Annotated in this window: 20 protein-coding genes; 8 read left to right on the top strand and 12 right to left on the bottom strand. The window is 50.6% G+C overall.

The window, feature by feature from the left end; translation table 11 throughout:
* Positions 1–146 precede the first annotated feature (146 nt).
* From ABIE48_RS07185 to ABIE48_RS07175, 3 genes are read left to right on the top strand one after another with little or no spacing between them, the layout of a single operon-like run.
* Positions 147–1,232, top strand: coding sequence for a GerAB/ArcD/ProY family transporter (locus tag ABIE48_RS07185; RefSeq protein ID WP_192714934.1), 1,086 nt, complete (start codon positions 147–149; stop codon positions 1,230–1,232).
* A complete protein-coding gene (locus ABIE48_RS07180; RefSeq protein WP_145022605.1) occupies positions 1,229–2,668 on the top strand; it encodes a spore germination protein in 1,440 nt (479 codons plus the stop codon). The genes ABIE48_RS07185 and ABIE48_RS07180 overlap by 4 nt, the downstream gene beginning before the upstream one ends.
* Positions 2,669–2,675: 7 nt before the next feature.
* Positions 2,676–3,812 carry a Ger(x)C family spore germination protein gene (locus tag ABIE48_RS07175; protein ID WP_145022608.1) on the top strand — a complete coding sequence of 379 codons (1,137 nt, stop codon included), beginning with the start codon at positions 2,676–2,678 and terminating at the stop codon, positions 3,810–3,812.
* 12 nt (positions 3,813–3,824) lie between these two features.
* On the opposite strand, the gene ABIE48_RS07170 is transcribed toward ABIE48_RS07175, so the two are convergent.
* Positions 3,825–4,721, bottom strand: coding sequence for a LysR family transcriptional regulator (locus tag ABIE48_RS07170; protein WP_192714935.1), 897 nt, complete (start codon positions 4,719–4,721; stop codon positions 3,825–3,827).
* Positions 4,722–4,824: 103 nt separating this feature from the next.
* Between ABIE48_RS07170 and ABIE48_RS07165 the strand changes: the two genes are divergently transcribed.
* Positions 4,825–5,694 (top strand): alpha/beta fold hydrolase, encoded by an 870-nt coding sequence (locus tag ABIE48_RS07165; protein ID WP_192714936.1) that lies wholly within the window; start codon positions 4,825–4,827, stop codon positions 5,692–5,694.
* Positions 5,695–5,773: 79 nt separating this feature from the next.
* Entirely contained in the window at positions 5,774–6,769 is a 996-nt protein-coding gene (locus tag ABIE48_RS07160) for an acrylyl-CoA reductase family protein (protein WP_192714937.1), read from the top strand.
* A gap of 95 nt (positions 6,770–6,864) precedes the next feature.
* Here ABIE48_RS07160 and ABIE48_RS07155 read toward each other — a convergent pair whose 3' ends face one another.
* Positions 6,865–7,797, bottom strand: a complete 933-nt coding sequence (locus ABIE48_RS07155; protein WP_192714938.1) for a helix-turn-helix transcriptional regulator — start codon at positions 7,795–7,797, stop codon at positions 6,865–6,867.
* 164 nt (positions 7,798–7,961) lie between these two features.
* On the opposite strand from ABIE48_RS07155, the gene ABIE48_RS07150 reads away from it, so the two are divergent.
* Positions 7,962–8,561, top strand: a complete 600-nt coding sequence (locus ABIE48_RS07150) for a GyrI-like domain-containing protein (protein ID WP_186325932.1) — start codon at positions 7,962–7,964, stop codon at positions 8,559–8,561.
* A 140-nt stretch (positions 8,562–8,701) separates the two neighbouring features.
* On the opposite strand, the gene ABIE48_RS07145 is transcribed toward ABIE48_RS07150, so the two are convergent.
* The 8 genes from ABIE48_RS07145 to ABIE48_RS07110 all read right to left on the bottom strand — a co-directional run bounded on the left by ABIE48_RS07145 (position 8,702) and on the right by ABIE48_RS07110 (position 18,175).
* On the bottom strand, positions 8,702–9,310 hold the full coding sequence (locus tag ABIE48_RS07145; protein WP_192714940.1) for a flavin reductase family protein: 609 nt from the start codon (positions 9,308–9,310) through the stop codon (positions 8,702–8,704).
* A gap of 21 nt (positions 9,311–9,331) precedes the next feature.
* Positions 9,332–10,270: a ring-cleaving dioxygenase gene (locus ABIE48_RS07140; protein ID WP_192714941.1), complete on the bottom strand. Its 939-nt coding sequence runs from the start codon at positions 10,268–10,270 to the stop codon at positions 9,332–9,334.
* 42 nt (positions 10,271–10,312) lie between these two features.
* Positions 10,313–10,747 (bottom strand): MarR family winged helix-turn-helix transcriptional regulator, encoded by a 435-nt coding sequence (locus ABIE48_RS07135; RefSeq protein WP_192714942.1) that lies wholly within the window; start codon positions 10,745–10,747, stop codon positions 10,313–10,315.
* Between the two features lie 150 nt (positions 10,748–10,897).
* Entirely contained in the window at positions 10,898–11,995 is a 1,098-nt protein-coding gene (locus ABIE48_RS07130; RefSeq protein WP_192714943.1) for a Ger(x)C family spore germination protein, read from the bottom strand.
* Positions 11,992–13,077 carry a GerAB/ArcD/ProY family transporter gene (locus ABIE48_RS07125; RefSeq protein WP_192714944.1) on the bottom strand — a complete coding sequence of 362 codons (1,086 nt, stop codon included), beginning with the start codon at positions 13,075–13,077 and terminating at the stop codon, positions 11,992–11,994. The genes ABIE48_RS07130 and ABIE48_RS07125 overlap by 4 nt, the downstream gene beginning before the upstream one ends.
* 10 nt (positions 13,078–13,087) lie before the next feature.
* Positions 13,088–14,581, bottom strand: coding sequence for a spore germination protein (locus ABIE48_RS07120; protein ID WP_354518597.1), 1,494 nt, complete (start codon positions 14,579–14,581; stop codon positions 13,088–13,090).
* A gap of 381 nt (positions 14,582–14,962) precedes the next feature.
* Positions 14,963–17,461 carry a glycosylhydrolase-like jelly roll fold domain-containing protein gene (locus ABIE48_RS07115; RefSeq protein WP_192714945.1) on the bottom strand — a complete coding sequence of 833 codons (2,499 nt, stop codon included), beginning with the start codon at positions 17,459–17,461 and terminating at the stop codon, positions 14,963–14,965.
* Positions 17,462–17,797: 336 nt separating this feature from the next.
* Positions 17,798–18,175 (bottom strand): nuclear transport factor 2 family protein, encoded by a 378-nt coding sequence (locus ABIE48_RS07110; protein WP_192714946.1) that lies wholly within the window; start codon positions 18,173–18,175, stop codon positions 17,798–17,800.
* A 280-nt stretch (positions 18,176–18,455) separates the two neighbouring features.
* Here ABIE48_RS07110 and ABIE48_RS07105 point away from each other — a divergent pair, with 280 nt between their 5' ends.
* On the top strand, positions 18,456–18,851 hold the full coding sequence (locus tag ABIE48_RS07105; protein ID WP_145022645.1) for a nuclear transport factor 2 family protein: 396 nt from the start codon (positions 18,456–18,458) through the stop codon (positions 18,849–18,851).
* A gap of 34 nt (positions 18,852–18,885) precedes the next feature.
* Complete coding sequence (locus tag ABIE48_RS07100; RefSeq protein WP_145022648.1) at positions 18,886–19,758, top strand: ergot alkaloid biosynthesis protein; 873 nt, start codon at positions 18,886–18,888, stop codon at positions 19,756–19,758.
* A gap of 187 nt (positions 19,759–19,945) precedes the next feature.
* Here ABIE48_RS07100 and ABIE48_RS07095 read toward each other — a convergent pair whose 3' ends face one another.
* Together ABIE48_RS07095 and ABIE48_RS07090 are read right to left on the bottom strand one after the other, a co-directional pair.
* Positions 19,946–20,515, bottom strand: coding sequence for a VanZ family protein (locus ABIE48_RS07095; protein WP_354518596.1), 570 nt, complete (start codon positions 20,513–20,515; stop codon positions 19,946–19,948).
* A gap of 187 nt (positions 20,516–20,702) precedes the next feature.
* Entirely contained in the window at positions 20,703–21,305 is a 603-nt protein-coding gene (locus tag ABIE48_RS07090) for a TetR/AcrR family transcriptional regulator (protein ID WP_145022651.1), read from the bottom strand.
* Positions 21,306–21,323: the final 18 nt, after the last annotated feature.

Below are 21,323 nucleotides of genomic sequence, written 5' to 3'. Positions count from 1 at the left end.
GTTAACTCTTTTTAATAAAGCTGATGCCACTACTGTCATAAGAAGCTCTTGTTATCCTCTGCCTTCATTTTGGTTCGACAGTATAATTCATCTAAAATATCCCACTATAAGAAAGGAAAGATTGCCAAAGCAGGAGGAAGATGACCATGAAATCCCCTATTTCGTTTGTTCAATCCGTCATGATCATGATGCTGAGCACGGGGCTGCTGAACCATGTCATCATCATCCCGATTTTGCTGGATGCGGCCGGACGCGACGCCTGGATGTCTATAGTTCTTGCGGGGGCATGCTCGCTGGCATGGATTGCCGTTCTGCGCATAGGCATCAGGCAAGTCAACAAGCAGCCTATTTTTGAGATGCTGTCCAACGCCTACCCACCATTCGTGGGGAAAGTACTCGCCGGGGCGGCAGGGATTTATCTTTTTGTTATTTGTACGCTGACGACCCGGGACACCGTGTACTGGATTCATCTGACCTTTTCTCCCGAAACGCCAATTGTGGTATTCACCCTCATCTTTTTGCTCATTTCGGTGGTCAACGCATACCTAGGCATCCAATCGATCGCCAATACCGCCAGTATCTTGCTACCGATCGTCGTCCTGCTGGGATTTTTCGTCATGTTCTCGAACACCCCTCACAAGGATTATTCCTTGCTTAAACCGTTTCTCGCCCATGGCATGCAGCCGGTATGGAATGGCGTTATCTATGTGGGAGCCGGATTCGTGGAAATAATTATGCTGCTCTTTATGCAGCATCATATCCAGTCGCGACTGATGTATATGCACCTCTTGATCCTCATAGTGATTCTAGCGGGACTGACCATCGGTCCGCTGATCGGCGGTATCGTTGAATTCGGAGTAGATGAGGCCGACAAGCTCAGATATCCGGCATACGAGGAATGGAGGCTGCTGACGATCGGACGCTACATCGAGCACATGGACTTTTTTAGCGTGTACCAATGGTTCAGCGGTGCGTTCATCCGGATGTCTATCACCATGTTTCTCATCCTGGACGTATTTCGGATTCAGAGCAACAAAGGAAAGGCTTGGGTGCTGGGCTGTCTGTACGCGGCTATTCTGTTCTTGGCGTCGATACCGATCAGTGACCAGGTATTTATGAGAACGATGTCTTCCTACGTGCTTCCATTTTCTTTTTGGGGCGTATTGCTGTATTCGGTAGTCGTGGTAGGGCTGATCCTGCTGGCCCGGTTAAGGGGGAGAACGGTGTCATGATAAGAAAAAGCAGCCGGCATGGTCAACAAATCGACGCCCTGATCTGCCGGTTATTTGATTCCAGCGCGGATATCAAGCAAGTGTCCCTGCCCCTATCCAATTCGGGCTATCAGGTGCAACTGGTATACTGCCGGGGTTTGTGCGAAGAAAACAAGGTGGAGCAATATATCGTCCCTGAGCTTAAGAACATCCCTGAAGATATTTTTCAATCGGAGCAAATGAACCTGCAGCAGAAGGTTCCGTTCTATATGATCACCCTGCCTGAAAATAACCTGGAAGAAGCCTTCAAGGAAACCGTGCTGAATGGGGATTTGCTGCTCATCTTTAAACCTACGTGCCAAATCTACGCGGTAACCTTGGCTAACCCTCCCAAAAGGCAGCCGGAAGAACCCAATACAGAGGTTTCCACTCGTGGTCCGCGCGACGGTTTCACGGAAGACGCAATGACCAATCTGGCTTTGATCCGAAGACGGCTCAAAACCGACCGGCTCGCGGTCGAGGGGTTCACGTTCGGCACCGAGACGTCAACCCAGGTGTTTCTGATGTACCATAAGGACGAAATTCAGACACGGGTTCTCAAGGAAATCCGATCTAGGCTGGCGGAAGTACGCACCAAAGGGATGATCAGCAACACCCAATTGGAAGAGACGCTGGCAGGGTTTTCATTTTTTCCACTGATGTCCTATACGGGCCGGCCGGACTATGCCGTCAACTCGCTGCTTCACGGTAAGTTCGTGCTGGTCATGAACGGGTCGCCGACGGTGATCTTTGGCCCCGTAACCTTCAACCTTCTTCTGAACACGTCGGAGGATGCCCATAACGTCAATATCTTCGTGGCCTTCACCAGATTTTTAAGAATATTCGGAGTCATCCTGTCGATCTTTCTGCCCGGCTTTTGGACCGCCGTTACTACATACCATCAGGATCAGATTCCTTTCACCCTCCTGGCAACCATCGTCAACTCGAGGCAGGGTGTGCCGCTTCCCGTACCTCTGGAGGCCGTGGTCAGCCTGCTGCTCTTTGAGATTTTCAGGGAAGCGGGAATGAGGCTTCCTTCCTCCTTCGGTCAAACCTTGTCGGTCGTCGGAGGGCTCATCATCGGCCAGGCTGCCATCAGCGCCGGAATTGCAGCACCAGGAACCATTGTCATTACGGCGATTTCGGTCGTTTCCACATTTACGCTGTCGAACCAATCCCTGGTCACGGTGGTCAGCTTGGTACGGCTGGCGGTTCTTCTAATTAGCGGGTTCCTTGGGCTGTTCGGCACGCTGACCAGCCTGCTGGGGCTCGTACTTCTCCTTGTCAATATTCAGTCCTTCGGCATTCCGTATATGGCCCCTTTGTCGCCGCCGCAGTACAGGTACATGTTTAAAGTCCTATTCCGCATGCCTTGGGGCAAGGGAAAATTCACCGACCATACCGGAAACAAAGGATGAACCAAGTATGAAAACGATCCGATGCATTGTCATCGTTATTCTGCTCTCCACCCTGCTGACCGGCTGCTGGGGATCCAGAGAAATCGAGCATATGATCTACGTGAATACGCTGGGAGTGGACTACGTCAAGGACAAAGTGGTCGTATATATCCAAATGGTCAACTTCAGCGGAATCGCCAAGAGGGAATCCGGACAAGCCCAGCAGCAGAAAACCTTCGTCGGCAAAGCGGAAGGGGACGCGTTCGACACCGCGATATTCAATTTGTACACATCGAGTCCCCAAAGGGTTGTGTGGAGCAACGTCAAAACGATCGTATTCACTGAGGAGGCGCTGAAGCACGGACTGATCAATCAGGTTTTGGACGTATGGGACCGATATTACGAGTTTAGGTACACGGTCTGGACGATGGCGACCAAAGAGCCGATGGAAAAAGTGCTGAATACTCCTTCGATCAGCGAACTGTCGGTCATTTACTCCCAGTTGAACAACCCGATGCAGAACTATAAACAAAGCTCGATGGTCGCTCCCTTGTATATGTACAAATTTATATGGAAATGGAAGGAAAAAGGCGAAACCGTGCATCTCCCTTACCTGAGGGTCGTGCCCAGCTGGACTGATAACAAGAAGCCGTCGCCCAACATCAGCATGGCCGGGGTATGTTTCCTGGATCATCAGAAGTACAAGGACTGCCTAGAGACCAAAGACATTCTGGGACTCCGCTGGACGGAGAAAAAAACAGTCAGAACTCCCCTGATCATCAAGGGGGGAAAGAAAATCAAGTCCATCATGGTCATGAACAAAATCAAATCATCGATCAAGCCGCGGCTCGTCAACGGGAAGCCCGTCTTCGATTTCAAAGTGTCCATGCAGGCGACGCTTCCGCAGCTGAGCACCAGCCTCCATCGGCAGCAGCTCGAACTTCAGGCGACCAAGGAAATCAAAAACCAGATCATGGACACGTATTTAAAGGGGCTCGAAAAGGACATTGACGTATACGGGCTCTCGGCCAAATTTTACCGTATCATGCCCAAGGAATGGGAGCAGCTCAGCGTCAAGGAACAACTGAGGCTGGATCCAAGCAGCATCGGGACAATCGACGTCAAGGTCAATCTGATCAGCGGCGGCATCTCCAAAATGAGATGAAATGATGCAGCATTACTCCCGTTGACCCAAGGGGTACTTTTCGCGGATGAAGTCAAGGAAAGTTTCCGATACTGGGGTAAGCGGCCTGTCTTTTTTCCACACTACGCCGATCGGAAGCTTGCATGCCGGGTCATCGACCTTCACCCAGTGCAATTGATGATTTTGAACACCTATCGTCTTCGGCAGCAAGGCAACTCCAAAACCCGCAGAAACGAGCCCGGCCACCGTATCCAATTCGTCCGCTTCAAATACGGTGTTCGGGCGAATCTGTTTTTTTTCGAACAATTGGTTGATGGTGAAATTTAACCCGCAGGACGTCTTTAAACCGACAAACGGCTCATCCTGCAGCTCCTCCAAACTGATTTGGCTTTTGCTGCTCCACCGATGATGCTGCGGAAGGGCCAGAAATAGTTCGGGCATGCCGAGCAAATGCCAGTTGAACTTGTCATCCAGCAGCTCGGGCGTGGAAAGGCCGAAATCGCATTCGTGATTGGAGATGAGCGTGAGCAATTGTTGATTGGAGCTCTCATGAAGCTCAAATCGGATGTCGGTATAACGCTCCCGGAAGGAACCAAGCAGGCTGGGGATCAGCTGAGCTCCGAGCGTATGCAGGAAGCTAAGGGAAATCACCCCCGCCTCCGGATTAATTTGATTTGCGATCTCCTGTTTGGCTTGCTCAATTTCACGAAAAGCAAGTTCGGCCCGTTCCAGAAAAAGGCGCCCGAACCGGTTCAGGACCAGATTACGTCCGCTCCGTTCGAACAAAGCCACGCCCAGCTCCTTCTCCAAGCCTGCGATGGAACGGCTCAAGGCAGGCTGGGACAGGGATAACTGCTGTGCCGCCTTCGTCATATGCTGCAGCTTCGCCACCGCAATAAAATACTCTATCTGCTGCCACTCGATTTCCATCCCCTCCTCATCCATTACATTTATGCATGATTTATATACGAATTATAAATTAGACGAAATGAACGAACAAGGATACGATTTTAACTATAAGGAGGGATCGTAGATGACGTTCGATAAGCAGATGCTAAACCACTTACGGCAGCCCGTGTCTTTTACGGTAACTGGGGGCGGCGGCGTTAAGCTCCATGTTGAGGAATCTGGCAATGTCCATGGCCGCCCGCTGCTGTTCCTGCACGGCGGATCGCAGTGCAGCTTGTGTTGGAAGAAGCAGATTCATTCGGAGCTTGCCCTGGATTTCCGCCTGGTAACGATGGATTTTCGCGGACACGGGCAATCGGATAAACCGGCGCAAGGGTATGCCGACGGACAGCTGTGGGCGGAGGATATTCATTCAGTCATCCGAGAGATGGGATTGATTCAACCGGTACTGGTCGGGTGGTCATTTGCGGGAATCCCCCTTCTCGACTATATCCGGGAGTATGGGGAGAACGAAATTGGAGGTATCCTGTTTGCGGGTGCCTTAACCCGGCTGGGCAGGGAAGCCTTCATGGCTGATATGGGAAGCGACACGCTGAACATGTCGGCGAGCCTCTTCTCTGACGAACCGATGGTTCGGATCAACTCGCTGGATCAGTGGCTGGAGCAAAGCGTGTTTTATCACACTTTGACCCGCGAGGAGCACTATCTCTTTCTCGGATCCAATGTGGTCGTTCCGGCATTCGTACATCAAGGAATCTTTAACAGGCAGATCACGAACGACGATGTATTGTCATCGATGACGAAGCCCATTCGGATCACGCACGGAGCCGAGGATTGCACCGTGAAGCTTGAAGCCAGCCGGCGAACCGCTGAAATCATCCCCCATTCCAGGGTATCCCTGTATGAAGAAGCAGGGCATGCGGTCTTTTGGGATCAGCCTGAGCGCTTTAATCTGGAACTCAAAGAGTTTGTTGATTCGATCGGACCGAGCTGAATCCGAAACGCTGCATCTATGCTCAGAGCTTAATTTTCTGCAAATCAACTATCATTTTTCAAGAGAGGCGGCATCAAAAATGAACTCTTATCAAGCATTAACGGTAGATTGGAAAGGGGAACATCTGAAGCCGGAAATACGGGAGTATTCGCTGGACGATCTGCCGGAAGGAGACGTAACGATCCGTGTTGCATACTCAGGCGTGAATTATAAAGACGGGCTGGCCAGCATCCCTGGAGGCAATATCGTGAACAGTTACCCGCATATTCCGGGAATCGACTTGTCCGGAACCGTCGTCGCTTCGTCTGACCCGGCATTCCGTGAGGGAGACGAAGTCCTCGTTACGGGATACGGATTGGGGGTATCCCATCCGGGTGGCTTCAGCCAAATGACGCGGGTTCCCGCTGCTTGGGTCGTCCCCCTGCCGCCGGGTATGTCAGCGAAGGCAGCGATGGCGGTCGGCACCGCCGGGTTCACCGCTGCCTTATCCATTCACCGGATGGAGGAGAACGGACTGGCTCCCGGCCAAGGCCCTGTGCTCGTGACCGGTGCCACCGGCGGCGTGGGAAGCTGGGCCGTCGCCATGCTGGCGCGGTCGGGTTATGACGTGACGGCCAGCTCCCGCAAAAGCACTGAAGCCGATTATTTGAAAAAACTAGGCGCCGCCGAATGCATCTCGCCCCCGGAGCTGGAATTGCCTGAAGGACGCTCCCTTCATCAGGAGCGATGGGCCGGTGCGGTCGATCCGGTAGGCGGGGCTCTTCTGCCTCATGTCCTAAGATCGGTCCGTTACGGAGGCTCTGTCGCTGTCAGCGGTTTTACCGGGGGAATGGACTTCGCCTCATCGGTGCTTCCGTTTATTTTACGCGGCGTTAATCTGCTCGGCATTGACTCGGTGCAGTGCCCGATGGAGCTGCGGCGAAAAGTATGGGAGCGGATCGCCGCTGAGTGGCTTCTGGAAGAAGAACTGCTGGCTTCCGTCGTCCACGAGATTGCGCTGTCCGATCTGCCGGAAGCGTTCGCTCAGATTCTTCAAGGCCGCATGCGGGGCCGGGCCGTTGTTGACCTCACTTGAGCAGCATGTCATGGTAAAGTGTGAGACGTGTATTGGAACGCTGGTCGCTGTTAACGACCAATCCGGTCACGTCTTTTCAATCGTTAGGAGTTGAATCAGTTATCATATAATTGAGCAGTTCTGCGTACTCGATCGGCGATCTCTGCCCTTATGTGTTCAGGTTTCAATACGAGGACATTCGGCCCAAAACTTAGAATAGTATCATATAGCCAACTATCCTCCAAAAACTCCCCTTTAACTTGAAGTGCGCCGTCAGGTAAAGGGGTGATCGATTCCGCTTTGAAGTAGTCCTGTACTCTTGTCCTAACCTGCGGCTGAAAATGTAACTCCAAATGAGTAACCGGACCGCGAGCGTTCCATAAAGCATCTAAATCCTCGATCGTTTTATCTCGGCGAACAAAGCTCTCTAAGACAATCCGCAGGTTGTTTATTCGGGATAATCGAAAGATTCGATAATTCTTCCGAGTCGTACAATACCCGTACACATACCAATGATAACCTTTTAATGCTATCGTCATCGGTTCTATTTTACGAGCATGATATTCGCAAATCGTGTTTGGGTAATCAAATTCAACCATCAGGTTGTCCTTAATGGCTCCGCGCAATTGTTCTATAATGTCTTGTTCCGATCGTCCGTGCCCCCACGGATTAAAGTCTACGATCATTTTCTGCTTATGCTCCTGTATTTGATCACGTTCCGCTTTTACGATAAGAGCTTGTACCTTATCCATTAACAGTTGGATCTTCTGATCATCCAGCGAGGAAAGCATCCCGTTCAGGGCCGTCTCAATCACAAACAGTTCTTCAAAAGTCAGCAGCTGACGGTCTAGTTTATAATGATCGATCAGTCCGTAACCCCCAGCGATTCCCGTATAGGATACGATTGGGATACCCGCCTTATTAATTGCGTCGATATCTCGGCAGATCGTTCGGACCGATACCTCAAAACGTTCGGCGAGTTCCTTGCCGCTTATTCTATCGCGCCCCAACAGCAGCGTCACGATAGCAAGAAGCCTGTCGATTTTCAAGGCCCTTGTCCTCCATTTCCGCTTCACACTATAGTTGTTCAATACACACTCATTAAAACACAAAACGTTGGCCTAAAAAACCCGAAAAGTTAATGACATAATGATGTCGTAAACGGTATAGTACAATGTCACTGCACCTTAAACGAAAGGAGAGGCAAACCTTGATGAATTTAATGATTACAGACAATAAGTATTATCACGCTCCGGATCACCCCGAACTGATTGAGCTTGAGAGCAACCTTTATCTTACAATTTCCGATCAGGGTGCCCCTGGTGGATCTGCCCACCTGGCTGCGGTACAAGCACTTCACACCTCTGCATACGGAGTCAAGTCACTGATGATGAAGGAAGGCAAAGATTTTATCGTGCCGGTTCTGGAGGGGCTCTGGTGGGTGGACGGCAATAAGCCTGTTCGGGAAGTGCCAATGGAGCAATGGTATTGGAAACTGCTCATACGAGTTCCCGACTACGTGACGGAGAGCCATTGGGAGAGGACCAAAATAAATGCGAGCATGGACAATCCGCTCATTCAATCTATCCTCCTAGAAACGATCAATGAGGGTAAATGCGTGCAAATGATGCATAACGGCCCCTATGATCGGGAGCAGGAAACCGTCGATTTGATTGAGGCATTTATGAAGGACCATAACCTGGTACAAAACGGGCTTCATCATGAAATTTATATTTCCGATATCATGAGAACCCCTCCGGAGAAGGCAAGGACCATTTTACGACACCCGGTAAGAAAGGGCACACTCCTATAAACCAGAAGGTGAGCCTTGAGGTCGGATCACTTCGCTTGCCCGTAATTTGCCAAAGGAGGCGGCAATCGACTGGAAGACAAAAATGGCGGCGCAGGGATAACCCCCTGCACCGCCATTTTATCAGTTCCATTCGAGCAAACTTACTGCGGGCGCTCAATCGTAAATATGTCCCCGATCCTCGCGTAATGGTTGCCGGCCAGCCGGCTAACCGCAGCCAGACGCCGGGCGTCGATTCGGCCGTTCTCATACAGATCCTCCTGGATATGAAACTGAACGATTCGGCCGATAATGAAGTCGCATCCGTCAGAACCCGTTCCGCCCAGCTCAAGCGCTTGTTCGAGCACACACTCCATCCGGATCTTGGCTTCGGCGACGCCCGGAACAGAGACTTTGGTGCTTTCGACTGGCGTCAATCCGGCTATTTCGATTTCGCTGTGGTTCGGAGGCAGCTTGGCCGCGGTTTCATTCACTTGCCGAACATTCTGCTCATCCACGATATGAACGACAAACTCCTGGATGTCGCGAATGTTTCTTGCCGTATCCTTAAGTTCGCCGCCTGACCGCTGAATGGATAGGGAAATCATCGGCGGGTTACTGGACACGATGTTAAAGTAGCTGAACGGCGCCCCGTTCAATACGCCATCCTGTGATTTCGTCGTCACAAACGCGATCGGCCTGGGAATGATGCTGCCAATCAGCAGCTTGTAGTTATCCCTTTCGCTCTGGGCTTGGGGATCGATGGATATCATACAGGTTGCCCCTCCCTTCAATTAGTCCAGTGTTCTGACTTCAAACGGAAGCAGAACCCGTTCAAGCTCAGCGCGGTGAGGTTCGTATTGCGCCGGCAGCATCAGCTGCTGTCCCATCGTTTCCAAGGACTCGTCGTGGGCAAATCCTGGAGGATCGGTTGCGATTTCAAACAAGATTTCGCCATGCTCTTTAAAGTAGACGGCATTGAAATAGTTGCGATCGCGTACATGCGTCACGTGATAGCCGTTGTCAGCAACATAGCTCTGCCAGTCCAGCTGATCCTGATCATCTTTGGCCCGCCAGGCAATATGGTGAACCGTTCCGACCCCCATCTGGCCGCGGCCTGCCGAGGCCAGCTTCAGATCGATGACGTTGCCGATATCTGCGGTAGAGCGATACCGGGCCAAATCCCCTTCTTTGCCGATGAGTTCCAGACCCATCACGTTCTCCAGCAATTCCGCCGTCTGCTCCGGATGCGCAGAATACAGGGTCGCGCCTCCGAATCCTTTGATCGCAACGTCCGCAGTTACGCTGCCAAAGCTCCAGGCATTAGGCTCCCCTTCCTCCCGCTCAACGATTTCCAGATGGAGTCCGTGCGGATCGTCAAACGCCAAGTACGTTTCGCCAAAGCGCTGCGTTTTTGTAAAAGGAACCTGAAACTGCTCCAGCCGTTTTTCCCAGAAGGACATCGCACCGGCAGGAACAACATAAGAGGTTACTCCAACCTGGCCGTCGCCGATTTTGCCCTGATATGCGTTTGCCCAAGGGAAGAATGTAATGATCGTCCCCGGTTTGCCACCTTCATTGCCAAAGTACAAATGATAGGTACCCGGATCGTCAAAGTTGACGGTTTTCTTTACCAGGCGAAGCCCCAATACGCCGGCATAAAAATCGACGTTTTCCTGCGGATGACCCACAATGGCTGTAATATGGTGAATTCCCATCGTTTTTTTACTCATTTTAAATTCCTCCCGTGATCTTCATTATTTTAGATAGGATGATTAAACCTGTACATGAAGCTGATGTTTGATTTTTCCGAGCAGCTGTACGAAGGTTCCCGACTCCTCTTCAGACAGTGATCCGAACAGCTGCTCCACCCGATCCTGATGTCTCGGCATGATGGACTGCATGAACGCTTCCCCGTCGGGGGTAAGAACCAGATGGATCACCCGGCGGTCGTCAGGACACGGTACCCGTTTGAGCATATTCTTGCGCTCCAGCTTATCGATCACATACGTCATGGATCCGCTTGACACCAAAATGCGCTGCGCCACTTCGTGGATCGTCTGCTTACCATGGAAGTAGAGGACTTCCAATACTGAAAATTCCGTAACGTGAAGGTCGGTTTTCGCCAGCTCGGCTCTAATGCATTCCTGGATTTCTTTAGAAGTCTGCATTAACGCCAGGTACGCTTTATTTTTGCATGTCGATTGCATCCGATTCCCACCCTTCAAAAACCTTAAATTCATTTGTCTTTAATTTGAGATATTTGATTATGAGACAATTCTATGCTTAAATGCGGTTGGTGTCAACCCCCTTTTTTTCGTCTTTCTGAATAACCCCTTCCCTGCCTCAGTTAGCCGCTTCTAGAGGGTTTGTCCAGAGTTGATGATGTTTAAATCGACTTTGCATTTCACGGTAAGATGAGCATACTCTTCATACCAGTCAAGTTTCTTCCAGGACGCATAACTCATACTGTTGCGCACATAAGCACCAATCCCGATGCTGTCCACCTTGTTATCCTGCATAAACTTGATCATCTCTTCGGCTCTGCTCTCTAGATGCCTGGCTGCCTGCTGCAATAATGTATTTCGGTCCGCATCACTGTGCAGCTTCGATTTTCCGATATACTCGAGCACCGATCCGGACGCCTTAATATGAATCATCACCAAGGGTTTGCCGCTCTTGTCGCGAAGAACATCGATCTTCCGGTCACTCTTCAGATAGTTGAAGGTGATCAGCTCTTTGTGCTGTCCTTCCGAGGCCAGATGGATCGTCATATCCGCATGCCGCAGATTATGTCGTAACAAAGCCAATATGTGCAAATCATCCGGTTTGATTCTGGTAATATATCTGTCCCCTCTAAACAGTCCTACGCCCGAGACCGTAATCGTATCTCCCGCGTCTTTGATGATGGGAGCGATCGGATCAATTCCGTCATCGTAATAATCCCGTATGAATTCGTACAGGGTAGCCTCAGGCACCGTTTGATACGCCGCTTCCTTTTCCAGCAAAGTATAAATGTACCGGTCAGTTCGGGGGTGCTCCTTGTAATTTTTTTTAAGCAAATCATAGGCATCGCCATCAGCCAGAGTAATCTTGACTTTAGGCGGAATCGATGGATCTCGGCTCAGCGTATCCATCTGGTCCAAAAGACCGCTCTCGGCTAAAGGCAGGCTGAAGAGAAGGTTCCGCAGCTGTCCGTTAACCAGCAGCAGACTGGTTTGTCTGACCAATTTCGGTTGTGAGTCCTTACTGCTGTGGGCGATGGCTTGCAGCACCTCCCGGTCCGTCTTGGAGTTCGGATCTGCCTTGGGTACGCTCAGTCCGATTTTAAAATTATGGTCCGGCAAAAGATCATAGCTGATCGTGTGGCAAAATCCGGTTCTCTCCAATATGTGCTGATCGTCGCATCCCGTAAGCATTGCAAGGGTCAACAATAATCCGGGCCATCTTTTGTTCATGATTGTAATTCACCTCTGCTTCGTTGAATAAGCAACAACAAGATCAGAGCAATCGGGAAGCCGAAAGCAAGACCGATTTCTATGTAAGCTGCGTAATGCAGCCACCTTTGAGCCTCCATCAGCACTTCCGGGATAAAGGAGATCACATAACCGAACAGTATTATCAAAAAGCTTAATACGGCATTTTTTAATTTGGGGAACATCCTTTTCCCGACCTCAACGGCAGCCCAGCTGTTCATCACCGTTGTGATCATGGTCGTAAACAAGAGAAAACCGTAAAGCAGATTCTCAATGCGTTCAATGAGCGGAAGGTGAACATACGCAAACAAGACCAGAATCGGGTATTGCAGCACCTTCAGATAGCCCAAACCGAAAAAGCCAAAAGAGACGAAGGCAATGAACGCATATACGATGGTCGCCAGCCCACTGCTTATAAATGCCGACCGCATTAGATGCGTTTTTTTGTCCGCATATGGAAAAAGCAGTATGGTCAGCTCGTATCCGAGAAAAGCTGGATACACATCGAAAAAACCTTTGATTTTGTCCGGATTTCCACCTTGAAAAATGAAAGGCGTAAGCCGGGTCCACTTAAAGTCATGATAGTAAAAAAAGAACAAAAAAAGGATCCACACCGTGATGATATAAAAAACGGTCGAAACTTTGGCAATATTGTAAATTCCCTTATTAATTAATAAATAGGCGAGCACACAAAAAATAAACATAAAGATCATCGGATGGGTCGAAGGAAAAGCGATAATTTGAAAGATAAATATGTATTCCTTCGCGGCCAAACAGCCGATCGTTACCCAGAAACAGCATAAACAAAGGTAAATCGGGAACAGAACGATTTTGGGAATCGACCTTTCTAACGTTTCAAATACGGATTTCCCTTTGGACAGCCGATAAACAGCAGCAATGATCGCGGTGTTTAGAAAAACAAAGGCCGCCAAAATGAATATCGCAAGCCAACCGTTCGTTCCAAAATGCTGGGCAAGCATTCGGGGAAGGCTGAAACTGAATACGCCGACTTGGGTCATATAGATTAATATGGTGGCGTGAAACGCAGATAACTTCTCCTTCATGAGCCGTCACCTACCTTCTGGGCTTTTGTCTTATCCGGTTTGGAGTCTTGGTTTGCGTAGGTCTTTCATCCAGGATAAAAAATGGAGCCCGGATAAACGTATCTTTCCAATCCCTAAACTTAAACGGGGCAACGGGAGTTAAATATGACGTACCGAGGCTGAGCACTCCCCCCAGATGAATAATGATCGCGGTGAAACCGATCGCAATTCCGAAGTTCCCCCATATTCCTGCCAATACGATGATTCCGAAACGAATGATTCGAATCGAGCCGCTCATGGCATAACTGGGAATAACAAAGGAGGAGATCGCAGAGATCGCCACGGCGATAATTAAAATATTACTTGTCAGACCGGCCTGAACGGCTGCCTGTCCTATCACAATACCCCCGACGATACCGATGGTTTGCCCGATTTTAGTAGGCAGCCGGGCGCCGGCTTCCCTTAGCAGCTCGATCGTGGTTTCCATCAGCAGAGCTTCGTATAAAGGCGGAAAGGGAACCCTGCTTCTGGATTCCGTTAACGGGATCAGCAGATTTTCAGGAATCATCTCATAATGATACGTCGTGACGGACACGTAAAGGGCCGTGAAGGCTACCGTAATAATAAAGGCAACGAATCTAAGCAGGCGGATCCCTGTACCGACCATCCATCGTTGGTAGTAATCGTCCGAGGAAGAGAAAAATTCGAACACGGATGTAGGTGCGCTGAATGCTGAAGGACTCCCGTCACAGAGCCCGACCACCCGCCCGGATACCAGCTTGGATGCAATCGCGTCCGGACGTTCCGAAGTAATGAATTGGGGAAACACGGATTTCGGGCTGTCCTCTATGCATTGGATGAGCATCGAGGTGTCATACATAGCATCCATTTCAATGGCTTTAATTCTGCGTATCGCCTCATGGACATAATCCATGTTTGCAATTCCTTCTATATAAAGGATAAACACATCCGTTTTGGTGACTTCCCCCACAGACAACCGGATCACTTTCAGATGTGAGCTTCGAATTCGGCTGCGAATGAGCGCCAGATTCGTTCCCGCACGTTCTGTAAAAGCATCATGGGGGCCCGTAATGACCGTCTCCGTTTCGGATTGGGTAACGGCGCGCGATTCGGGGCCGAAAACATCCACTAAATAGGCGGATTGCCCGTAAAAGACGGCTGCCTGCCCGGAAAGAATCCCTTTAACGATTTGCTTACTGTCCTCATTTTTGGAAAATTGGCTTTGCTCCAACACGCCGGATACTTCAGCTTCACCAGCTTGCAGCAGCGGGGTTAATACGTCGCGAGTCAGCTTGTCCATATCCATCATGGGACTAAAGTACACGATATCCACTTGAAGTTTGGGGTAAGTTCGATGCACGAGATCGGCGCAATTGTCAAATTGCTCCAGCGTATGTTGAAGGGAGGGACTTTCGTTGTTTTCAGGATATGCCTCGACAATGGCTTCCTGTGATTTAGATTCATCCTTGAGCATGGCCTTCCATAGTTGCTTGAAAAATGACATTTGCCGGTCCCCTTGCAGCACGGTTTATGAATCTTTCTCATCATTTTCGCCATTTCGCAGAGCCCATATACTTGAGAATCGTTGTGCATCTGTATGCGTCCGAGGATTGCCAAATACGAAAACTCCTTTCCGGAACGGCTGCACAGGCGCTGTGCAGCCGTTGGAAGAGGAGCAGATTCTGCCGTTATTTTAAGTCAGTCTCAATCGAAATTATGTCCCGGTTCAAACTCGAACCGCTGTGCCGCTTCGTCAAGCTGGCCGTCAAACTGGTAACGTCATCCGCTATCCCTTAACAGATCAGCCTGCAGCAAAGAGTTACCTTTCATATGGTGGTTCGACAACTTGCCGTCACGAACTCAGGTCTTCCTGCCAAAGAAAATCTCAATGATGCGGTGCCTTCATCAGCTGTACCGGGCCAATCAACCCGGACGGGAAGGACTTGCCGTCGTAGCGGTTGGCCAGGCTGTTCCTGACGGACACACGCAGGCGGTTCGTTCCCGGAAGCACCGCCGTTTCGGCAAGGTCAAAAACGTAAGGCTTCCACATCCGGACCCCCGCCTCCCTGCCGTTCACCTCGAGCTGAACGATTTCATGGGCATCGCCGAGATCCAGCAGGAGTTCCGCCCACGCGGACGGGTCTGCGAGTTCCAGACTCCGCTCGTAAACAACCGTTCCCGAGAAGCGGTCCATCCCTTCCCACTGAGTCCATGACGACAGCGAAGGGAGCTCCCCGGTCCATGGACCATCCACCACCTGCCAGCCTTCCGACAGGCCCTCTACCGATACGTCCCTATCCCTCTTCCTCTTCGCCGGCTCCGATCTGAGGCTTGCCCCCTGGTCATCCGAGGCCGGATTCACGGCAACGATGATGCATTCCCTGCGCTCTATACGTAAATCGACGACCTGTCCATCCTCTGTTCGAACCGTCCTCGCCGCTTCGCATTCCCCCGTCCAAGGCCGCCAATATTCCGCCGTACCGGTGTGGTTGATCCGCAAGGCACCTTCGTATTCTTCTTCGCCTTCATTGACGATGACATAGAAACAGATATCGTTCTTCATCACCCGGCTGATCCGAATCGCTACCGCGGCGGGTTCGAGCTTATGCTTCCAGCCCAGCCTGCGCTCCAGCGCTTCCGGAACTTCTTCGGCACGGCTTACCGCGATCTGGCCGATGTTTGCGCTATCCTTGCCTTCCGGATTCCATTCGATGATCACCCCGCCCTGATCGGCAAACGCCCTTAGGAACAGCAGGCTGGACGGTGCAAGCCGCAGGGAATTCTCGATCAGGAGCGCTTTATACCGGTAACCGGCAATCGCAATCGTCCCGTCCTCTAACTCGCAAGAGGTATTCAGCAGCGAATCCTCCAAGTAATTAAACTCGATCTGCTGCTCATACAACGGCTTGACGATTTGCCAAGGCAGATGCTTGGCCCCCGCCAGTACGGCGACCTCCGCTCCGTTCACACCGCCTGTCATCATCCAGCTCATCCGCTTGATGTACCTTGCGAACCGGCCGTATTCCGGCCACCATATGTTATGAGGTCCGACATCCGGCGGACGCTCGTCCCTGCGCTCCCCGCGGATGGAGTAATAAAAGGCATGCGGGCTGATCAGATTGACACCCCGGACGAACAGCCAGTCCAGGTACCATTTCATATTGTCGGCGGTCAGCGACCAGCCGCCTTCGATTCCACAGACGCCGAAGCACTCGTTCAGGTTTCTTCGTCTTCCCCGGTGGCGGGCGGCATCCGATGAGCACTTGCCCATGGTGCTGTGCACGCCTGTGAGCGACTTGCCGTCTTCGGGAGCAATGTACCTCCAGACGACATCCTGCCCGGGAATATGAAAATGCTCCAGCAACCCGATGTCGTCGCTTCCCGCCGGATGACCGGTAAGGCTGATGCCGTGCGCTTCGCACCAATCGGCGATCTGCTTATAATACGTGCGGCCCAGCCGGTTCCGAACCGCCGTTTCGTAGGCTTCGCGGACCGAAGCGGCCGAGTCTCCCGTCTCGAACCACAGCGCTGGCAAATCCTGCTCCCGAAAGCCGCCTTCGATAAGCTCATTCAGGAAGCCATTGGTCCATGGCTTCAGCCCCCTGATATGGCCGCGGCCGAGCAAATCCGGTTCGTCGGTGAAAAAGGCGAATACGGTCGTTCCAAAATAGTGATGCAGCCTTTGATAGTATCTTTCATGCGTTATCGTAATAAAGCTTCTCACCGCATCCGGATTCAGCAAATCGGCCGCTAATGGAGCGTCCGGCTCGCCATCGTCCTGTCCGGGATGAACGCCGCGGATGGTTCCCCGTGATGGAGTCTCGATGAACAATAAGACCGACCAGTTTCCTTCGGCCGGCGGCGTGAACGACACGCCGTCGTTCTCGCATTCGAGCACGAGGGCCGTTCCCAATTGGGCCTCACCTGCAGACGGCTTAATGACGGCTTGAACCGACACCAGCGTCTCCCCAGGGGACAGCGAGATGGGAACCCTGACGGGGCCTGATCCTTTACCGCATGGGATCTCCTGAAGCCGCAATCCGCGGCTGGCAAACCCGGGATTCTGCTGCACGACGAGTCCGCAGGCAGAGCCGGAAGGATACATCCCTTCGTCATACAGAATGACCCTCATCCCCAGATTGGCGGCTTCCGATACGGCTGTTTCGACCAAGTCCATGTACTTCTCCGACAAATAGGGGATCTCTCTGGGCATGCCCATCCGCGGGTGAATGACGAAGCCTGCCACCTCTTTGGCATAAAAATCATGAATTTGGCGGATGATTTCCTCCTCGTTCAGGGCATCGTTCCAGAACCAAAAGGGGATAGGGCTGAATTCAGCAGGCGGATCGGCAAACTGCTGTTTAAGATTTTCGATTTCCGTCATGAACTGCACCTCATTTTCACATTGATCAGCAATCCTTACGTGTAGAAATACGCATATGGAATTCTCTTTAGGAAGCGGTTTCAATTCAAACTACAACGATCTTACCGTCATGCAGTGGAAAGGACAATATTAAAATAGTGCGGAATCATATAATAATATTGACTTCAGGGCTGCGCCTCCCCAGAATATCACCTGCTGCCGGACGTGAAAATAATCAAATTTTATGATTATCCGCTGTAGTGAGTATCCCCGTGCATCCTATTCCCCAGTAAAACATAAAGCCGCCGCACCGGGCAGTATGTGCTCCAGTACGGCGGCACCTATGCCAATACCGTATTACTTGATGACCATATCCTCCGGCCCCCAGTATGCCTTCATCGAAGCGATGCTGCCTTGTTCGTCGAAGGTCATCACTTCAATGACCGGTATGGAAATGGTTTTCCCTTCAGCTGAGGTCGTAATTTGCAGCGCCATGGCTCCCGAATTGCTGTGAGATCCCCGTATGGGTCCCTCTAGCCGGATTCGAGTATTTCCATTAACCACCCTTTTGTAAAATTCAGCGATTGCGGATTTCCCTTCGACAGCCGGTGAACCGACCGGATCTTCCACGGTGGCTTCTTCCCCGAAAAGGGAAAGCACGCCTTCCACATCATCCTGATTGAAGCGGTCAATGTACTGTTTCATCACGGTTTTGATCACATCTTCCTGCGGCATGGTTCCCCTCCTATGAACAGATTTTCCTGGGTCATTTGCGATGCTCGCCCAAATGGTATTGTATACCTCCCTTCGTCCGTATGCCAATGGAGTGCACCTTATTCATGAAAAGCAGGATCGGCTTCCTGTTAACAGGCGCTCTCTTTCCACCCATTTTTCTTTTTCGGACTATTTAGTCAAAATATTATTGACCATTTAGTCCGGAATTGTTATATTAGGTCCATACCTTTGGCGAATTGCTAAACAGGTCCAATCCACCGCAGAAAGCGAGGCATCTGAAATGAGTACGATTTCTTACGCACAAGCAGAAACGATCATGCAATTGTTCACAGATCGTATTAAGAACAAAGATTATGAAGGTTTTCTAGATTTATTTGATGAGGATGTCATTTTCGAATTCCCTTACGCGCCTGAAGCGCTAACGCAACTTTTAAATGGTAAAAGAGCGCTGAAGGAGTACCTGGAAACGCTGGACACCCTCCTTGAGATTCGTTCTTTTACCGAACCGCTTATCCATGTATCGGCGGAATCCCCGGTATTTATCGCCCAGTACAAAGGAAGCGGGACGGTCCTCGCAGATGGTAAACCGTACGAGCAGAAGTATATTTCTGTCGTAGAGGTTAAGAACGGAAAAATTGTCCGGTTTCAGGACTACTGGAACCCGTTAGCACTTTGATCATCATCCAAACGATAAAAAAGGAGCTGTTCTTATGCATACCGATTCATCCAATCGCATTCTAATCACGGGAGGACAAGGAAAAACTTCCTCCCGTCTCGCCCAGCTTTTGATCAACCAAGGCTGCTCCATCCGGACTGCCGGACGAAGTCCGTCCAACATGGAGAATGCGCTGGCAGACCATGTACGCTTTGACTGGTACGACGATTCCACCCACGAAGCGGCCCTGCAAGGTGTTGGTGCCATTTATCTCGTCGCCCCGACGGGCATGCACCCGGATAAAGTCATGATCCCTTTGATCCGCAAAGCACTGGCCGCCTCTGTCCGCCGCTTTGTCCTGCTGTCCAGCGCATCTGTCACGGAGCAGGGGCCGGTCTTCGGCCCCGTCCATCAGTACCTGAAAGAGCATGCGCCTGAGTGGGCCGTGCTGCGGCCATCCTATTTCATGCAGAACTTTACGGAAGCAGGACATGGCCATACGATTCGCCAGCAGGGAGAAATCATCACCGCAGCCGGAGACGGCAAAATCGGCTTCGTTGATGCGGATGATATTTCAGCCGTCGCCTTCCATGCGCTGACGGATAAGGAACCGCACAATACGGAGCATATCATTACGGGCCCCGAATCGCTCAGCTATGATGAAGCCGCAGCGATAATCAGCCGGGTTACCGGCCTGGCCGTCAAGCACAGCCGCATTACGGAAGAGCAGCTGGCACAGTCGCTTACAGCTGCCGGTATTCCGAATGATTACGCCGAACTCCTGGCTGATCTGGATCGCCGTATTCGGACGGAAGGCGTGGAAGATCAGGTTACGGACACGGTTCTGCGAGTAACCGGGCGGAATCCGCGGTCGCTGGAGGATTTTATCCGGGACAACCGGTGCTGGCTGGAAAAGGCTTACGTCTGAGCAACTATGTATAGTTTCGGGCTGCTGATTAACCAATAAACGCTAGCAAAAGAATAGCTCGACTTTATTACGGTCATGGAGCGGGCTTACGGCAAAGAACGATTTGATCATAAGCAGAAGAACAATCCTTTGTCATAAGTCCGTTCCTTTTCCTTAAGGGACCATCTTGCTTATGCAATAAAGATATTCAGAGGCGCAATCTCACCGCAAATAATAAATATAATAGGACGGGTAATCCTATTGCCGATAGTATTGTCATTGCAGTACGTACTTTTTTCTTATCCCGTAATATAAACATTAAAAACGTATACCCTAAAACACCGGCGAATCCACCCAAACCATTTAAAATGATGTCATCCATGTCTGATGCTCCAATGCCTAAAAGACCCTGAATGATTTCAATAAATAAACTTATTATTACTATGAAAAGCAGATTGGTTGTTCTTTTATTGTTCTTAAATAACGACAAATAGGTGCCGAGAGGAATAAAGATAACGATATTGCCAACCACATTAGCAAAAGCGAATTTTTTTATCGTGGCAGAGTTGCTAAATATATAGTCCTTTATACTATGAAAAGGGATGAGATTGATCGACCTATCTACAGTCCTTTGACTATTGAACAAATCCACAAGGGAAACCCTTGATAAGAACAATAATTTACATAAAAAAAGGATGTAACAAATGAACACTGCATATAAAAAGGCAGTTTCCATTCTCTCTTGTGTACTCATCATACTTCCGTTTTTCATTTTCATTTTTCCCCGCCTATGCTCCAGTGTTCAGTTCACAAAATTCACATCGGCTTTGGCTTTAAGCCGCCCTACGTGTAAAACCATTCTACCACGCCTGTAATAGCTTATTTACTCTTTAAGCAACATGAAGAAAGGCTATCCCCATGATCATGACCGATGACCACGGGATAGCCCTTTTTGTGCACCGCTTCTATTCAACATGACTTCTACTTGGATTGACGACCGACAGCACGATCTCCATGATCCCCAACAGGCTCTGTTCATCCATCCCCATCTTTGCCGCAACGACCAAGGATATCCGTTCATGCGCCAGAAAGCGGGCCAACTCGCGGATATGGGTTTCCGGTTCGATCTCGCCCCGCTCCTTCCCGCGCTCCAGCATGCTATAGAAAGCCTGCTCCACCTGTTCGGTGTTGGAGCGAATATAGGCGGCCAGCTCCTCGTCATGAGGCGCATGCTCAATCGCGCTGCTGATGATAAAGCACTCCCGGCGCAGCTCCGGGTCCGCCAGAGCGCTGATCATCGCAGTGAAAGCCAGCTTCACTTTATCAATAACCGCACCCGGCTGGTCCATCAATTCCAGCAAATCGCGATTTTTTCGATCCATATAATATTTGACGGCTGTCACGAACAGGTCACGCTTCGTGCCGTACGTGTCATACAAACTCTGGCGGGCGATGCCCAGCCCGGTTAGCAGGTCCGGCAGCGTAGTGCCCTCGTAGCCCCGGCTCCCGAAAACCTTCATCGCTTTATGCAGAACTTCATTCGTATCAAATGCTTTGGTTCTTGCCACGTTCAGCTCCCCTTTTCT

This window comes from Paenibacillus sp. OAE614, assembly GCF_040546645.1.
GTDB classification, from domain to species: Bacteria; Bacillota; Bacilli; order Paenibacillales; family Paenibacillaceae; genus Paenibacillus_AQ; species Paenibacillus_AQ favisporus.
The sequence above is the reverse complement of the archived record's forward strand: the minus strand, read 5'-3'. Positions and strand labels throughout refer to the sequence as shown.